General features: G+C 61.2%; 15 protein-coding genes and 1 pseudogene. 6 read left to right on the forward strand and 10 right to left on the reverse strand.

The features are described from left to right. The first annotated feature begins 85 nt into the window (after positions 1 to 85). The 3 genes from soil367_RS15085 (at position 86) to soil367_RS15095 (ending at position 1,261) form a co-directional block, all read left to right on the forward strand. The gene (locus soil367_RS15085) at positions 86 to 322 is read left to right on the forward strand and encodes a hypothetical protein (protein WP_136549876.1); all 237 of its coding nucleotides are present in this window, start codon (positions 86 to 88) and stop codon (positions 320 to 322) included. Positions 323 to 670: 348 nt separating this feature from the next. Continuing rightward, the gene (locus soil367_RS19220; protein WP_136549877.1) at positions 671 to 949 is read left to right on the forward strand and encodes a type II toxin-antitoxin system RelE/ParE family toxin; all 279 of its coding nucleotides are present in this window, start codon (positions 671 to 673) and stop codon (positions 947 to 949) included. Between the two features lie 12 nt (positions 950 to 961). Continuing rightward, entirely contained in the window at positions 962 to 1,261 is a 300-nt protein-coding gene (locus tag soil367_RS15095) for a HigA family addiction module antitoxin (RefSeq protein WP_172962364.1), read from the forward strand. A gap of 129 nt (positions 1,262 to 1,390) precedes the next feature. On the opposite strand, the pseudogene soil367_RS19050 reads toward soil367_RS15095, so the two are convergent. Both soil367_RS19050 and soil367_RS15105 read right to left on the reverse strand, forming a co-directional pair. Beyond that, positions 1,391 to 1,531 (reverse strand): annotated as a pseudogene (locus soil367_RS19050) (type II toxin-antitoxin system YoeB family toxin); the annotation flags it as partial. 16 nt (positions 1,532 to 1,547) lie between these two features. Beyond that, positions 1,548 to 1,784 (reverse strand): type II toxin-antitoxin system Phd/YefM family antitoxin, encoded by a 237-nt coding sequence (locus soil367_RS15105; protein ID WP_136549878.1) that lies wholly within the window; start codon positions 1,782 to 1,784, stop codon positions 1,548 to 1,550. Positions 1,785 to 2,023: 239 nt separating this feature from the next. Between soil367_RS15105 and soil367_RS15110 the strand changes: the two genes are divergently transcribed. Then, positions 2,024 to 4,153, forward strand: coding sequence for a TonB-dependent receptor (locus soil367_RS15110; protein WP_136549879.1), 2,130 nt, complete (start codon positions 2,024 to 2,026; stop codon positions 4,151 to 4,153). A 69-nt stretch (positions 4,154 to 4,222) separates the two neighbouring features. Here the strand turns inward: soil367_RS15110 and soil367_RS15115 are convergent, their stop codons facing one another. Genes soil367_RS15115 through soil367_RS15125 form a run of 3 tightly spaced genes read right to left on the reverse strand, consistent with a single transcriptional unit; the run spans position 4,223 to position 7,244 of the window. After that, positions 4,223 to 5,263: a FecCD family ABC transporter permease gene (locus tag soil367_RS15115; RefSeq protein WP_136549880.1), complete on the reverse strand. Its 1,041-nt coding sequence runs from the start codon at positions 5,261 to 5,263 to the stop codon at positions 4,223 to 4,225. Then, entirely contained in the window at positions 5,260 to 6,264 is a 1,005-nt protein-coding gene (locus tag soil367_RS15120) for a FecCD family ABC transporter permease (protein ID WP_136549881.1), read from the reverse strand. Before soil367_RS15120 ends, soil367_RS15115 begins: the two co-directional genes overlap by 4 nt. Then, entirely contained in the window at positions 6,258 to 7,244 is a 987-nt protein-coding gene (locus soil367_RS15125; protein ID WP_136549882.1) for an ABC transporter substrate-binding protein, read from the reverse strand. Before soil367_RS15125 ends, soil367_RS15120 begins: the two co-directional genes overlap by 7 nt. On the opposite strand from soil367_RS15125, the gene soil367_RS15130 reads away from it, so the two are divergent. Together soil367_RS15130 and soil367_RS15135 are read left to right on the forward strand one after the other, a co-directional pair. After that, the gene (locus soil367_RS15130) at positions 7,243 to 8,271 is read left to right on the forward strand and encodes an ABC transporter ATP-binding protein (protein ID WP_246065343.1); all 1,029 of its coding nucleotides are present in this window, start codon (positions 7,243 to 7,245) and stop codon (positions 8,269 to 8,271) included. The genes soil367_RS15125 and soil367_RS15130 overlap by 2 nt on opposite strands. After that, positions 8,268 to 9,203, forward strand: coding sequence for a ferredoxin family protein (locus tag soil367_RS15135; protein ID WP_136549883.1), 936 nt, complete (start codon positions 8,268 to 8,270; stop codon positions 9,201 to 9,203). Before soil367_RS15130 ends, soil367_RS15135 begins: the two co-directional genes overlap by 4 nt. A 156-nt stretch (positions 9,204 to 9,359) precedes the next feature. On the opposite strand, the gene soil367_RS15140 is transcribed toward soil367_RS15135, so the two are convergent. The 5 genes from soil367_RS15140 to soil367_RS15160 form a co-directional block, all read right to left on the reverse strand. After that, complete coding sequence (locus tag soil367_RS15140; RefSeq protein ID WP_136549884.1) at positions 9,360 to 10,511, reverse strand: acyl-CoA dehydrogenase family protein; 1,152 nt, start codon at positions 10,509 to 10,511, stop codon at positions 9,360 to 9,362. Between the two features lie 59 nt (positions 10,512 to 10,570). Further along, positions 10,571 to 11,617, reverse strand: a complete 1,047-nt coding sequence (locus soil367_RS15145) for an enoyl-CoA hydratase/isomerase family protein (RefSeq protein ID WP_136549885.1) — start codon at positions 11,615 to 11,617, stop codon at positions 10,571 to 10,573. Then, on the reverse strand, positions 11,614 to 12,507 hold the full coding sequence (gene mmsB / locus soil367_RS15150; RefSeq protein WP_136549886.1) for a 3-hydroxyisobutyrate dehydrogenase: 894 nt from the start codon (positions 12,505 to 12,507) through the stop codon (positions 11,614 to 11,616). Before mmsB ends, soil367_RS15145 begins: the two co-directional genes overlap by 4 nt. Positions 12,508 to 12,542: 35 nt before the next feature. Beyond that, the gene (locus tag soil367_RS15155) at positions 12,543 to 13,319 is read right to left on the reverse strand and encodes an enoyl-CoA hydratase (RefSeq protein WP_136549887.1); all 777 of its coding nucleotides are present in this window, start codon (positions 13,317 to 13,319) and stop codon (positions 12,543 to 12,545) included. 66 nt (positions 13,320 to 13,385) lie between these two features. Continuing rightward, positions 13,386 to 14,900: a CoA-acylating methylmalonate-semialdehyde dehydrogenase gene (locus tag soil367_RS15160; protein ID WP_136549888.1), complete on the reverse strand. Its 1,515-nt coding sequence runs from the start codon at positions 14,898 to 14,900 to the stop codon at positions 13,386 to 13,388. Positions 14,901 to 15,102 lie beyond the last annotated feature (202 nt).

Consider the following 15,102-nt stretch of genomic DNA (forward strand, 5'->3'; position numbering starts at 1 on the left):
TTTTGTCATTGCGATCTCAAGGAATGGTCGGTGACGAAGTGCATGACCCACTGTGAGAACTTAAGACGGAACCTGCAGGCAGAGCATGAGAATAATAACGATCCTGATAGCAGCGATGCTTTCCGCCTGTGGAGCCTCTCATAACATTTCCTTCGCCCCGCGGCTCGACACACCAGGTGATCAGCTATACATCGAAAGTCGCTGCGAAGAAGATACCGAGAATGCCGTTGCACAAATGGATTACTGCAACGATGCACTTAGCCTCGACACGTATCGTAGAGAATATGAAATCTACCAGCGCGAGTATAAAACCAGTCGTTAGAGCGCCGCTGCACAATTGTTGGCGATGCAGGAAATATGCGGCCGTCGCGCTGGCTACATGCCGTTTAACCTGAACCGTCTTGAGCTGCTGGGTTCTGGCGTCTCCAATCTCTAGCCGGGCACCCACCCCAGTCCGAGAGGCTGTGTTTAAGCGGCTCAGGTTTTCCGGTGCCCGTTTAGGGATCAAAAACCCGGGACAGATTCATTTTTCAGTTGAGGCACTGCCAATGTTGCAACAGCGTTAGCGGGCCGCCCATGTGATCCCCATCGCTCGCAGCATTAGGCCAACGTCAACCCTCCTGAACCTGCCGCCTTTGACGTTTAACGGTAAGCGTTATACCCTGCCAGGATGATTAAGAGCTTCCGATGTAAAGACACTCAAGCGCTGTTTGAGTCTGGGAAAACGAAGCGGTTTTCGGCGGTAAAAGCCTCAGCTGAGCGTAAGCTGATTATGCTTCAGACGCCGGCAGAACTGGATGACCTGGAATCCCCGCCTGGTAACAGACTTGAGCCCTTGAGGGGTGATCGGGAAGGTCAGCACAGTATTCGCATCAATAAGCAATTGCGGGTGTGCTTTCGATGGACGGCTGACGGCCCAGAAGATGTTGAGATTATTGATTACCACTGAGGAGGTCGCACGATGGTTCATAACGGTATGCGCCCAATCCATCCCGGAGAGATTCTGCGGGAAGAATATCTGAAGCCGATGGGTATGAGCGTGAATGCGCTGTCCATAGCATTGCATGTTCCGGCTACGCGGATGAACGAAATCGTTCGTGAGAACCGGGGCGTTTCTGCAGATACTGCGCTGCGATTGGCCCGTTACTTTGGCACCAGTGCGCGATTCTGGCTGAACTTGCAGGTTGAGTTTGAGCTGGGTCAGGCGCAGATTACCGAAGCTGCAAAGATTGCTAAAGCAATAGAACCCTACGCTGCCTGAGGAACTCTCTAGCCGGACACCCACCCCAGCAGAAATATTCTAGAGCCTGAGTTTAGCTGGATGTGCAGCTAGGAGCTCGCTTCTGCTGCAGCAGCATCATGGCTGGAATAAGCGCTAATCGAATGTCTGTCAGGACTGATCGTAGCGCCCGCCGATGGCGAAAACATAAACGGAATTATCGTCGAATCGGTAGATGAGCCTGTCTTTCTGTGAAAGGCGTCTTGACCATAAACCCGAGAGGCTGTGTTTAAGCGGCTCAGGTTTTCCGGTGCCCGTTGAGGGACCATCAGTAGGTGGAGTATCCCGGACCGCGACCGTGAGTGTCTAGAGAGGCTGCGATCTGCTGGTCGTTGTTTTGAAGAACATGCAGGGTTTCCTGCTCCCTTGCCCAGTCTTCAGCACTAATGATAATGAAAGCCTCTCCGGCCCGACGCGTCACCTTTGGTGGTTCGTGCCTGCTGAAAACCTGTTCTACAAAACTTTCCATATTTTCTGTGAATTTTTTGACGCTGATTATCTCCATGGTTTCGCCCTTACATACGGAAGCACCGTATAACTATGAGGCAGTATCCCTGATGAGGCCACCCATGGCAGTGGCAAAACCTCGAACCCTACGCTTCCACTCACCCAGCGTTTACAGCCTGAATGCACAATCATTGCATCGGTTAATAAGAATCGTTAGCATTCTCGTCCGTTAACATGACGTAAGGTCTGCTGCCGGTTGCCGCGCAGACGCACTGATCTGAACTGCGAGAGATGCTAATGAAGTTTTCAGAATCCCGGTTTGTACGTTTGAGTTCAGCACTGGCGCTGGCTTTGCCGGCTGCAGGTCTGGCCCAGCCTTCTACCGACGCAGGCGCGGAGGGCGTAACTGCCCTGCCCGGTCTGGTGATTACCGCGACCCGCAACAAGAGCCTCGAAGGCAAAACGCCACAGAAGACCACGATTATCACCCGCGAGCAGATTGAGCAGCAGCAGGCGATTTCGAGCGACCCCGGCCAGGTGCTCAGCAACCTGATCCCGTCCTATTCGCCGAGCCGTCATAAGCTGTCAAATGCCGGCGAGACGTTCCGGGGCCGGTCGCCCCTGTTTCTGGTCGACGGTGTACCCCAGAGTAATCCGTTGCGGGACAGCGCCCGGGACAGTTACACCATCGACCTGGATATGGTCGAGCGAATCGAGGTGATCCACGGGGCCAGTGCCGAGCACGGGCTTGGGGCTACCGGCGGTATCATCAATTTTGTCACGCGCAAGCCGGAACACGGCCGCATCAATCAATCCGTATCGGCGAGCGTGACCACGGACGATGACGTCAGCTCCGACGGCCAGGGCTATAAAGTCGGCTACCGCCTCAGCGGCCAGCAGGACCAGTGGGAGTACCTCCTCGGCGGGAGCTTTGAAGAGCGCGGCGTGTTCTATGACGGCGAGGACCGGCTGGTCGGGGTGGCTTATCCGGGGGAGATCCAGAACTCCGAAAGCTATGACCTGCTGGCCAAGGTCGGGTACTGGCTGGATGACAATCAGAACGTCGAGTTTTTCATCAACCGCTTTGACCTGGAAGGCAACGGCGATTACGAGCCCGTGCCCGGCGATCGCGACAACGGTATCCCGACCACGGCCCGCAAAGGCGACCCGGCCGGTGAACCGGGCTACAACGAGGTGACCACCGCACGCCTCTCCTACGCTCACGGCGACTGGCTGGGCAATGAAGTTGACGCCCAGCTGTACAGCCAGACTTTCCGGGCCCGCTTTGCGACGACGCCGTTCTTTCCCTACCTGGACGCTGACGGCAACCCGCAGTTCGACCAGACCCGCAACGAGTCCGACAAGCTCGGGGGCAAATTTTCGATCACCCGCGCAGGCCTGTTTGATAATCGGCTGAGCCTCACCGCCGGGCTTGATGTTCTTCAGGATGAGACCCGGCAGATGCTGGTGCACACCGGTCGCACCTATGTACCGGAATCGCGCTTCCGTAACTATGCGGTGTTTCTGCAGGGTGACGTCGCGGTGACCGAACGCCTCACCCTGCACAGCGGCGTTCGCCACGAGCAGGCGGAACTCGATGTCGGCACCTACAACACTATCGACCGCAGCAATGTCACCCAGGACAACGTGACGGTTGAGGGCGGTAACCCGGACTTCGACGAGACCCTGTTCAACGCCGGGCTGGTGTACCAGGTGACCGGCTGGGCGCAGGTGTTCGCCAACTATTCAGAAGGTTTCGGCATGCCGGATGTGGGCCGTGTACTGCGGGGTATCAGTGATCCCGGGCAGGACGTGGATAACCTGTTGCAGCTTCAGCCCATCGTCACCGATAACCGGGAAATCGGCACCCGCTTCAACTGGGACCGCTACAAGTTTGAGGTGAGCTACTACGAGTCGGACTCGGATTACGGCGAACGCCTGACCGAACGCAACGGCGTCTGGGTTGGCAATCGCGAAAAAACCGAGATCAAGGGCGTGGAGGTGACGGCAGGGGCGGACCTGTACGAGATCCACAATCTTCAGTTCTCCTACGCCTACGCGTCGGGCGAATCGGATACCGACGGCGACGGCCGCGTTGATACGGAGCTGAGCGGTATCAATATCTCGCCGGAAACCCTACGCTTGAGCTGGGCGGCTGCCTGGACCCAGGTGCTGTCGACCCATCTGCAATACAGCCATTACCTGGACCGCAACGTCGACAACAACGAGCTGGATTTTGACGGCTATGGACTTCTGGACGGCTCGGTCGCCTACCAGACCGGCCTCGGGAAAGTCTCCCTCGGGGTCGCCAACCTGCTCGACGAGGACTACTTTACGTACTACTCCCAGGCGGCGCGGGTCAGCGACGAGTATTACTTCCAGGGGCGTGGCCGCACCATCACTCTGGGCTACAACGCCCGGTTCTAGCACTAGTCCTAGCTCTAGCTCTAGCTCTAGCAACAGCACCAGCACAGCCGGGCCCACGGGTCCGGCTTTTTAGTTGCTGCGCCTGAGCCTGTAGAGCAAATAGACAAAGAATGGCGCGCCTATCGCCGCCACAAAAATCCCTGCCGGCAAGTCCCGCGGTGCAAAAGCCACCCGCCCGACCCAGTCCCCATACACCAGAATCAGCGCGCCTATCAGGGCGGTGACCGGTAGCAGTCCCGCATGGCTGCTCGTGACCAGTCGACGCGCGATGTGGGGCGCGACCAGGCCGATAAACCCGATGGCGCCCGCATAGGCAACCGCTGATCCGGCCATGGCCACGGCCAGGACAAGAAACAGCAGGCGATACCCCTGCAGGGCGCTGCCCAGGCCCTGTGCCATTTCGTCACCCAGGGACTGGGCATCAAGATGCCGTAGTTTGACCAGGGCAATAGGCCAGCACAGCACCAGCCAGGGCGCGAGCGCGGTCACGTCGTGCCATTGCGAAGCGTAGAGGCTGCCCGTCATCCAGATGTAGGCATTCATGGCGGTGGCATCCGGGCTGAGCACCAGCAGCAGCGTGGTCAGCGCGCTCAGGGCGGCGGCGAGCCCGACCCCCACGAGCACCAGCCGCGACGGGCTGATACCGCGCTGCCAGGTGAGCATCATGATCACCAGCGCGACCAGAAAAGCCCCGGCCATGGCGACGGGCGCCAGCAGGATGGAGGCCCCGGAGGCGCTCCCCAGCCAGAGGAACAGAACGGCCGCAGCGGAGGCGCCGCTGGTTATACCGATGACGTCGGGAGACGCCAGCGGATTGCGCACAAGCCCCTGCAGTATCAGCCCGGCGGAACCGAGCGCCGCCCCCACCAGCACCGCCATAATAATGCGCGGCAAGCGGATTTCGCGGACGATCAGCGCCAGCTCCGAGGCCGGGTTTAACAGGGCTTCGAGTACCTCGCTTACCGAGGTGGAATGGCTCCCCGAGCTCAATGACAACAGGCAACTGCCAAGCAGCAGAAGGACCAGTCCCAGCGTGACGGCGCCGGTACGAACGTCGAGTTTCAGGGACCAGCGGTCCCCCGGTGTGCGCAGCACAATGACGTTCTTCAAAGGGTTCTCCTGGCCTGCCGGGCAAGATGCAGGAACAGGGGCGTGCCCAGTAGCGCCGTCATCACGCCCACGGGGATTTCCTGGGGCGGGATAACCAGCCGCGCAACGGTATCGGCCGCAAGCAGCAGCGTTGCGCCTATGAGCGCACAGGTGGGCAGCAGCCAGCGGTGATCCGTGCCGAAAATGCCCCGGGCCAGGTGCGGCACGATCAGCCCCACGAACCCGATCAAACCGGCCATGGCCACGGACGTACCCGCCAGCACAATGACCAGTGCGCCGGCCAGAAGCCGGACCTGCCCGACTTTCAGGCCCAACCCGCGCATGACGTCATCGTCGAGGCCCATCAGGTTCAACTGGGGCGCAATAAAAAGGGCCAGCAACAGCGCAATTGCAAAGATCGGTAGCAACGGAACAACGGCGGCCAGATCGCGTCCGGAAACCGATCCGGCCAGCCAGAACAGAAGGCTCTCGAAGCGGTCCTGATTCAGGATCAGTAAGCCCTGGGCAAAGGCCACAAACAGGGCAGTGACCGCCACCCCCGCCAGCACCGTGCGAACCGGAGAGATGCCCCGCCCCGCGGTCTGCCCCAGAAAGTACACCAGCACCCCGGCGGTGGCGGCGCCAGAAAAGGCGGCCCAGACCAGATCGGCCGGTGTGTTAAGAGAGAGGAAGGTGGCACCCATGACGACGAAGAACATGGCGCCGGCGTTGATGCCGAGAATCCCTGGCGAGGCCAGCGGATTGCGGGTGAGGGTCTGCATCAGTGCGCCCGCAATCGCCAACCCGGCACCGACCGCCAGGGCCGTGGTGGTGCGGGCGAAGCGTTCGGAGCGGACAACCAGATGCTCCAGCGAGCCCGGGTCGTAGGCCACAAAACTGCCGACCAGGGACTCGAACGGGATCTGGATATGGCCGAACTTCAGGCTCGCGAGTAGCGCCAGTAAAAGCAGCATGACGCAACCTATCAGCCCCAGAAAGCGCTGCACGGATGTCTTCAACATGGTGGGCAGGCCCCTGGGTCGCTTGGCTCCAGACCATAATGTTCGTAGAGATCGTCCAGCATTCGGTTGGCCGCGATGATGCCCCCGCCCATATTCCAGATCACAGGGTCAACCTGATACACCTCTTTTTTACGGACTGCCTGCAGGTTCTGCCAGAGCGGGTGCTGGGTCCAGCTGTCGTAGGTGTGCTGCACGGCCGCGTCGTCTTCCATGAATACGAATACGGCCTGGGCATCCATGGCCGGAATGCTTTCCTGGCTGGTGAGCTTGATACCCCAACTGTCCTTGCGATGGGCCTCCGGCGCCTCAAACCCCAGTTCGCGAAGCACCGTGCGGGCAAAGCCGTCGTAATAGATGCGGGCATGGTCCGCCCGAAAGCTGAGGATGGCGACTTCCTGGGGCCAGCGCTCGCCGAGTTTTTGCTGTATCTGCGTACGAAAATCGTTTACCCGCGCCTGCCATTGAGCCAGCAATCGCTCGCCTCGGTCCTGCCGTCCGCTCGCCTTCGCCATCAGCTTCAGCAGCGCTTTGAAATCGAACACTTCGCCCGGTATCACCGTCGGCGCGATGCGGGTCAGCAAAGGGTATATGGTGCGGTGCCGGTACTGGGCGCCGACGATCAGGTCGGGGGCCAGCCAGGCGATGCGCTCCAGGTCAGGCTGGGTCTCAAGGCCAAGGTAATCCGGGTCGCCCACGTGATCGCGCAGGTAGCGGTACATGGGTTGCTCCGTCCAGGACTCCACCACGCCGACCGGCTCGATGCCCAGCGCTACCGCCGTATCCGTGGCCCCCTGATAGAGCGAGATAACCCGCGCGGGTTTGCCCCTGATAGTGGTCTCGCCCAACGCGTGCTGCACGGTAGTTAGCGATCGGGTGGCGTCTGAATCACTGGCAAGAACCGTCCCGACGGAAAGCGTCCAGATAATAACCGCCTGCCAAAAGCACAAGGCGACGAGAAGCAGTCGGGGAAGACGCAGCATGAGAGGGTCCGGAATCCTGTCGCTGACCCGGCAGTGCGTGCCGGGCAGATTTGATAATGAGAATGAGAGAGAATATCATCCAGGCATCCTGAAAAGCGACGCCGATATGTCCCCTGACGCCAAGATGCCCTCCAAATCCGCCTCCTCCACACGCCTCCGGGGAGATGCCCTGTCGGTCGGTTACGAAGATCGTGTCGTGCTCGCGGAGGTCGATTTCAGCCTGCCGGACGGCAGCATGACGGTACTACTCGGCCCCAACGGCAGCGGTAAGTCGACCCTGCTGAAAACCCTGGCACGGACACTTGCGCCGCGCTCCGGCAAGGTCTTGCTGGATGGCAGCGACATTCACCGCCAGCCCACCAAAACAGTAGCTCAACACCTCGGTATATTGCCGCAGAGCCCATCGGCGCCGGATGGGCTTACCGTGAGAGAGCTGGTGGGGCTGGGGCGCTTTCCCTATCAGAGCCTGATGCGGCAATGGTCCCGGCGCGACGAAGCGGCGGTTGACGAGGCCATGGCGGTGGCCGATGTGACTCAGTTCGCCGACCGTCCGGTGGATGCTTTAAGCGGTGGCCAGCGACAACGCTGCTGGATCGCCATGGTACTGGCCCAGGAAACCGACCTGCTCCTGCTCGATGAGCCGACCACGTTCCTGGACCTCAAAGTTCAGGTAGATCTCCTGGAATTACTGGTTTCCCTGGCCCACGAGCGTGGACGTACTTTGCTCGTGGTGTTGCATGACCTGAACCTGGCCGCCGCCTATGCGGACCGGCTGGTGATGATGAAGGACGGCAAGATCGTGCACAACGGCAGCCCTGATGAAGTCTTCACGGCGGCCAACCTGAAACAGGTATTCGACCTGGACGCCCACGTCATGCGCGAACCGTCATCGGCTCGCCCCGTGTGTGTGCCACTGCGCCGGCCGGCCAGGCTGTCGCCTCATCCCGCAGCGCCGTCCTCAGCCCAATCCTCAGCCCAGTCCTCGGCAGAGCCGTTAGAAAAGCCCTCAGCGATGAGCACGCCATGAACGCCATGACCCACCAGTTCTGCGCGGTCGAAAGCGTTCGCGCCGGTGACCCCCTGGCAGGAACCGCGACCCACGCGGCCCGTAATCTGCTGATCAGCTGGCCGCGCTCAAAGTGGTCCCGCAGCCTGCGCAAGGCCAAGGACATGGACCCAGCCCTGGCTCAACAGCTCGACCAGCTGGCCGCAGACGGGCGACGGGTCAACCTGATCACACGCAGACGCTGGCCTGCCGATCTCCACCGTATATACCTGTTCCCCGAAGCCCGGTCGTTTGACATCCCCCGCCATCAGCTCGGGGAGTTTCTGACGGCGGTTGCAGCCGATGGCGATCTCTCGGGCTGGAACAGCAGCGCGGTAACGACGCCCCTCATGCTCTGCTGTACCCATGGCAAGAAGGACAAATGCTGCGCCAAGTTCGGCTACGCCGCCTACCGGGAACTGGCGAGGACCGCGCGGCAAGAAGCCCTGCCGGTCGAAATCTGGGAAAGCTCTCACCTCGGCGGCTGCCGGCTCGCGGCCAGCGTCATGGTGTTCCCGGCCATGCGCAAGTACGGGCGGGTGGCGCCGGAGCAGGTTCTGCCTTTTCTCCGGCACGAGGTTGCGGATATCCCGTACCTGCCCTGCTACCGCGGCCACAGTCTGTTGAGCCCGGCACAACAATGTGCCGAAACAGCGGCCCTGCGATGGCTGACTGAGCACAACATCAACGCCGGCGTTTCCGTTATGCCCGAACAGCCCACCGAAGGAGACGACGTAACCGTCACCGTGCAATGGCGAAACCGCTCAGACGCCAACGATAACGAGCCGGTTTCCGGTTCCCTGCAGGTGCGCTGCGGCACCCTCGAAGTCGTCAGACTCGACACCTGCGCCGACCTGGACGAAGGCCCCTCGCCTTCCCGCTGCTGGGTGGCCAAAGACATTCAGCCCCGGTAGGCCAGCGGTCCAGCCCTCAAGCGGCATGCTCGACCTGCGATGGCCTCGGGCCTGTGAAACTAGCACCTGGCTGGCCCAAGTCGATTCAGCTTCCCTCTGCGTGATCTCCTTTACCCAAGGGAGACGTTATTAAATGGACGCGATTAGTCGCCGTCATCAAAAATCGTAATTCAACAATTCCCGCGCAATCAGCAGTCGCTGGACTTCGCTCGTGCCCTCGTAGATCTGCGTTATCCGGGCGTCCCGGTAGTAACGCTCGACCGGATAGTCCTGCAGGTAGCCGTAGCCCCCGTGTATCTGCAGCGCCTTGGAACAGACACGTTCGGCCATTTCAGAGGCGAACAGTTTGGCCTGGGAGGCTTCGGACAGGCAGGGGTTTCCAGCGGTGCGCAGCCGGGCGGCGTGCAGGGTCAGCAGGCGGGCCGCGTTGATGCGCGTGTGCATGTCCGCGAGCATGTTGGCCACGCTCTGGTGCTGGATGATGGGCTTGTCGAACTGGACGCGCTCCCGGGCGTACCGCAGCGCTTCCTCGAAGGCCGCGCGGGCGATACCGATGGCCTGCGCGGCGATGCCGATACGGCCACCCTCCAGGTTGGATAATGCAATGGCAAGACCCCTGCCGCGTTCGCCCAGCAGGTTGGCTTCCGGCACGGTGCAATCCTGCAGGGTTACCGCGCAGGTATCGGATGCGCGGATGCCCATCTTGTGTTCGGTGCGGGCGATCTCGAAACCCGCTGTGGCCGTCGGCACGAGGAAGGCTGAAAGCCCCTTTTTGCCAAGCTCAGGATCGGTAACGGCAAACACGATCGCAAGGTCGGCGCGGCGGGCATTGGTCACGAACTGCTTGGCGCCGTTGATGACCCATGTGCCGTCCTTGAGCACCGCCCGGGTGCGCAGATTATGGGCTTCAGAGCCGGCGTGGGGTTCGGTCAGGCAGAAGCAGCCAATCGCTTTGCCCTGGGCCAGGTCAGGCAGCCAGGCGCTTTTCTGCGTTTCCGTGCCGTACCGGAGCACCGGGCCGCAGCCGACTGAGTTATGCACGCTCATCAGGGTTCCGGTCGCGCCGTCGCCCGCCGAGATCTCCTCTACCGCCAGCGCATAGGCCACATAGTCCGTGTACGACCCACCCCACTCCGATGGCACGACCATGCCCAGCAGGCCAAGCTCGCCCATCTGGGCGACGGCCGCATCGCTGATCCAGCCGGCCTTCTCCCATGCCTCGGCATGGGGCGCAATTTCGCCTTTGGCAAAGTTCCTCGCCATGTCGCGGACCATGCGTTGGTCTTCAGTCAGTTCAATATCGTGCATGCGAATCGGCCTTATGGATGAAGCACTTAACAGTTAACCTCACGGCGGCCAGCACTGCCTCAGGCTGGCGCAAAAAAACGCTGCACCTGTTCAGCGGTAACGGCGGCCAGCGTCGGCGGGTACCAGTGGGGGGCATTGTCCTTATCGACCAGCAGCGCACGCACCCCTTCGATGAAGTCGCCGCCATCCATCCACTGATGCACCAGGTGGCTCTCCTGTGCGAAACATTCCCCCAGGGACAGCGCCCGTCCGCGGCGCAGGTTCTCCAGGGTTACCGCCACCGCGATCGGAGAGCGGCTGTCGATCACCTCGACAGTCTGCTGTGCCCATTCGTGGTAGTCAGGCCGGTCTTCGTCCAGCAGCGCCTGACGAATCGCGGACACACTGGCGTGGGCGAAATGCGCGTCTATCGCAGGCTTGAGGGCTTCCAGTGGCGCATCCGGCAGCGAACGGCAGGTTAACGCGTCGATAACCCCCGCCAGATCCCCGGCGATGTCAGATCCCCAGCGCAGCGCGGCCAGGCGGCTGTCGAGTTCGGGTATCCTGTCGCTCGACAGGTACGCGTCCGCCAGACCGCAGAACAGCGCGTCCGCGGCTTTAATGTGGTTGCCGGTGATGCCGAGATAAATGCCGAGCTTGCCCGGCAGCCTCGGCAGGAAGTAGCTCGCGCCGACGTCGGGGAAAAAGCCAATGCCCACCTCGGGCATACCCATTCGCGTGCGCTCGGTAACAAGGCGAAAATCAGCGCCCTGCCCGATCCCCATGCCGCCGCCCAGCACGATGCCGTGCAGCAGCGCGACGACCGGCTTGGGGTAGTTATGCAGATACTGGTCGAGCGCATACTCTTCATCAAAAAAGCGGCTGTGCAGGTCATCCCCGCTCATGTAACTGTCGTAAAGCGCCCGGATATCGCCGCCCGCGCAGAAAGCCTTTTCGCCGGCAGCGCGGATCACAATAGCGACTATCTGGTCGTCTTCGGCCCAGGCTCGCAATTGCCGATGCAGTGCCTGCACCATGTCCAGCGTGAGCGTGTTAAGCGCCTCGGGCCGGTTAAGTGTCAGGTGACCGACGTGGTTGGCTACCTCAATACTGACCGCCTCGCTCATTCCTGCTCCTTACGGTAGTTCCTGATGATTGCGGAGAAATCCAGGGCGCCGTTTCCCTGGGCACTGAAGCCCTGGTAAAGCTGCTGTGCCAGGGCCCCGAGCACCACCGGCTGCCTGATATGTCTGGCGGCCTCTGTGGCCAGACCGAGGTCCTTCACCATGAGATCCGTCCCGAATCCGCCGGTATAACCCCGTGAGGCAGGCACGTTCTCCTGAACACCGGGAAAAGGGTTATAGGTGTCCGAACTCCAGCAGCGGCCGGTGGAGGTATTGAGCACTTCCGCCAGCACCTTGGGGTCCATGCCCAGCCCGACGCCCAGGGACATGGCCTCGGCGACACCGATCATGGAGATGGCCAGCAGCATGTTGTTGGACACCTTCGCGACCTGGCCGTTACCGGACGGGCCGCAATGGATGGCCTTCTTGCCCATGGCTTCCAGCACCGGCCTGGCCCGCTCAAAATCCTCTCCTTCGCCACCGACCATGAAGGTCAGCGTGCCGGCGACGGCGCCGCCTGTTCCGCCTGAAACCGGCGCATCAAGCATGGCATTGCCCTGCGCCCCGGCAGCGCCGGCGACTTCGCGGGCGGTTATCGGGTCGATGGTAGAGGCATCAATCAGCAGTACCCGAGGCCTCACCCGTGCAAGCAGGCCGTCCCTGTCCAGGTAAACCGCTTTGACATGGGACGAAGCGGGCAGCATGGTGATAATGATCGCCGGGTCGGCCGCCGCAACCTCTGCCACGGAGTTAACCGCGGTGGCCCCGGCGTCAGTCACCGGAGCCACTGCATTGGCTGACAGATCGTAGACCGTCAGGTTGTGTCCCGCTTTCAGCAGGTTCAGGGCCATGGGACCGCCCATGTTGCCGAGGCCGATAAAGCCGATATCCATTGCAGCATCCTCGAAGAGATTATTTGCGCGGGCGATCAGTCGTTGTTGAATTGCGGTTTGCGCTTCTCGCTGAAGGCGCTCATGCCTTCCTTCTGGTCGCGCGTAGCAAATGTTGAATGGAAGAGCCTGCGCTCAAACCGGATGCCTTCCGACAAGGTGGTTTCGAAGGCACGGTCGACTGCTTCCTTGGCCATCATCGCGATGGGGCTGGAGAGGCGGGCGATCTGCTCCGCGACCTTTAGCGTACCCTCGACCAACTCTGCGCTGGGCAATACCCGGCTGACCAGCCCGCTGCGCTCGGCCTCCTGGGCATCCATCATGCGACCGGTCAGGATCATGTCCATGGCCTTGGCCTTGCCAATAAACCGGGCCAGCCGCTGGGTGCCGCCGGCGCCGGGAATGGTGCCGATGGTAATCTCCGGCTGGCCGAACCGGGCGGTCTCCGAGGCAATAATGAAATCGCACATCATCGCCAGCTCGCAGCCACCGCCCAGGGCGTAGCCATTGACCGCGGCGATAGTGGGTTTGCGAAAACGGCTGATCCGCTCCCAGGTGGCCGTAATAAAGTCGGCCTTGTAGACGTCCATGTAGGACCAGTCCTTCATCGCCTTTATATCGGCCCCCGCGGCGAATGCTTTTTCGCTGCCGGTCAGAACCACAACCGCCACATTGTCATCGGTTTCGAGCTGATCCAGGAGGTCGGTTAGCTCTGCAGTCAGCTCAGGTGACAGCGCATTAAGCGCTTCTGGCCGATTCAAAGTGATAAGCGCCACCTTGCCGCGCATTTCAAACAGCAGCGTGTTGTAGTCCATTTCTGTTTTTCCTTTTAGCTATACGATCGAGCACATGAGGCGCGTTTGCCCGGCGACGGGCCCACCCTACTTGAGAGTTATGGTGGTGTTCACGCCACCCACATCATCTTCGCCGAACCATCGCGACGTTACCGTCTTGGTCTGGGTATAGAACTGTATGACCTGCTTGCCATAGGGCCCCAGGTCACCGAGTTTTGAGCCACGGGAGCCTGTAAAGGAGAATAACGGTACGGGCACCGGGATGGGTACGTTAATGCCCACCTGGCCGACATCGATCTCCTCCTGAAAATGCCGCGCGGCGGCTCCGGATCGCGTGAATATTGCCGTTCCGTTGCCGTTGGGGTTGGCATTGACCAGCTCGATCGCCTCGTCCAGGGTCGCCGCGTGAAGAACGCATAGCACCGGGCCAAAGATTTCTTCCCGGTAGATGCTCATCTCCGTGTTCACTTGCGAAAACACCGTCGGGCCGAAGAAGTTGCCGTCTTCATAGCCCGGAACCGCCGGCTTGCGCCCGTCCAGCTCCAGCCGGGCGCCTTCGCTCTCGCCGCTCTCGACAAGGCGGTGCACCCGGTCCAGCGCCGCCCGGGAAATCAGCGGGCCAATGTCGGTGCCCGGCTCGTGCCCGGCGTTCACTTTCAAGGTTTTTGCGCGCTCGACCAGCTCCCCGAGCCAGGTCTGGGACTCGCCCACCAGAACCACGACCGGAATGGCCATGCACCGCTGCCCGGCCGCGCCGAACGCGGAGCCTGCCAGGGCGTTGAGTGTCTGCTCCTTGTCGGCATCCGGCAGGACCACCATGTGGTTCTTGGCGCCCATCATGCATTGCGCGCGCTTGCCGGTGCCGGTCGCCCGGTTATAGACATGCGTGCCGACAGCAGTCGAGCCGACAAAGGACACCGCCTTGATATCCGGGTGGTCGCAGATGCCGTTGACCACGTCTTTACCGCCGTGTACGACGTTCAGAACGCCAGGCGGAATACCCGCTTCCATCGCCAGCTCGACCAGGCGCATGGTCACCATCGGGTCCTGCTCGGAAGGCTTGAGCACGAACGTGTTCCCCGTAGCGATAGCCATCGGGAACATCCACAGGGGAATCATGGCCGGGAAGTTGAACGGGGTGATGCCGGCGCAGACCCCCAGCGGTTGCATCAGCGTGTAGGTGTCTACGCCCGCGGCGACGTTGTTGGCGAATTCGCCGAGTTGCAGGTTACCGATCGAGGCCGCGTGTTCCACCACTTCCAGCCCGCGGAACACATCACCCTCGGCATCCGGCAGCGTCTTGCCTTGTTCGGCGGTCAGTATCGCCGCCAGCTCTGCCATATTGTCCCGGATCAGTTGCTGGTACCGCAGGAAGATCCGCGCCCGCGTACCGATGGACGTTTTGCGCCAGGTTTTGAAAGCGGCCCGGGCGCTGCTGACAGCCGCGCTGAGTTCGTATGCGGTCGCCATGGGTACGCGGGCCAGCACCTCCTGAGTGGCCGGGTTGGTGACATCCATCCACTCTGACGTTGTCGATTCAACGAACTTGCCGTCAATCAGAAGCTTTACGGTTGGAACGGAGGTGGCCGAAGGCGTGGTCATGGATTTTTTCCTGCTGTGGCAGCGAAGCGTTGGCCTCATGGCGGGCTGGGAAGCTTCAAACTTGTCGGGGCCTCCCGTGGATTGCCCAAGAGTAGCAGTGCAGTTTTACCTGATACAATGCCGTCATCTGCAGCCTTAGTCTGCATTTTTGCACTACCTCACCAGGCCCGCGCAACTCGCGTACAGGTAAACGGGCAAACAG

Origin of the sequence: Hydrocarboniclastica marina (assembly GCF_004851605.1) — a bacterium.
Taxonomy (GTDB): domain Bacteria; phylum Pseudomonadota; class Gammaproteobacteria; order Pseudomonadales; family Oleiphilaceae; genus Hydrocarboniclastica; species Hydrocarboniclastica marina.

Bases quoted from the DNA above. Each gene is read 5' to 3' on its own strand.
- soil367_RS15110 (WP_136549879.1), top strand. From the start codon at position 2,024: ATGAAGTTTTCAGAATCCCGGTTTGTACGTTTGAGTTCAGCACTGGCG.
- soil367_RS15160 (WP_136549888.1), bottom strand. From the start codon at position 14,900: ATGACCACGCCTTCGGCCACCTCCGTTCCAACCGTAAAGCTTCTGATT.
- soil367_RS15135 (WP_136549883.1), top strand. From the start codon at position 8,268: ATGAACGCCATGACCCACCAGTTCTGCGCGGTCGAAAGCGTTCGCGCC.
- soil367_RS15140 (WP_136549884.1), bottom strand. From the start codon at position 10,511: ATGCACGATATTGAACTGACTGAAGACCAACGCATGGTCCGCGACATG.
- soil367_RS19220 (WP_136549877.1), top strand. From the start codon at position 671: ATGATTAAGAGCTTCCGATGTAAAGACACTCAAGCGCTGTTTGAGTCT.
- mmsB (WP_136549886.1), bottom strand. From the start codon at position 12,507: ATGGATATCGGCTTTATCGGCCTCGGCAACATGGGCGGTCCCATGGCC.
- soil367_RS15125 (WP_136549882.1), bottom strand. From the start codon at position 7,244: ATGCTGCGTCTTCCCCGACTGCTTCTCGTCGCCTTGTGCTTTTGGCAG.
- soil367_RS15095 (WP_172962364.1), top strand. From the start codon at position 962: ATGGTTCATAACGGTATGCGCCCAATCCATCCCGGAGAGATTCTGCGG.
- soil367_RS15085 (WP_136549876.1), top strand. From the start codon at position 86: ATGAGAATAATAACGATCCTGATAGCAGCGATGCTTTCCGCCTGTGGA.
- soil367_RS15120 (WP_136549881.1), bottom strand. From the start codon at position 6,264: ATGTTGAAGACATCCGTGCAGCGCTTTCTGGGGCTGATAGGTTGCGTC.
- soil367_RS15145 (WP_136549885.1), bottom strand. From the start codon at position 11,617: ATGAGCGAGGCGGTCAGTATTGAGGTAGCCAACCACGTCGGTCACCTG.
- soil367_RS15155 (WP_136549887.1), bottom strand. From the start codon at position 13,319: ATGGACTACAACACGCTGCTGTTTGAAATGCGCGGCAAGGTGGCGCTT.
- soil367_RS15130 (WP_246065343.1), top strand. From the start codon at position 7,243: ATGAGAGGGTCCGGAATCCTGTCGCTGACCCGGCAGTGCGTGCCGGGC.
- soil367_RS15105 (WP_136549878.1), bottom strand. From the start codon at position 1,784: ATGGAGATAATCAGCGTCAAAAAATTCACAGAAAATATGGAAAGTTTT.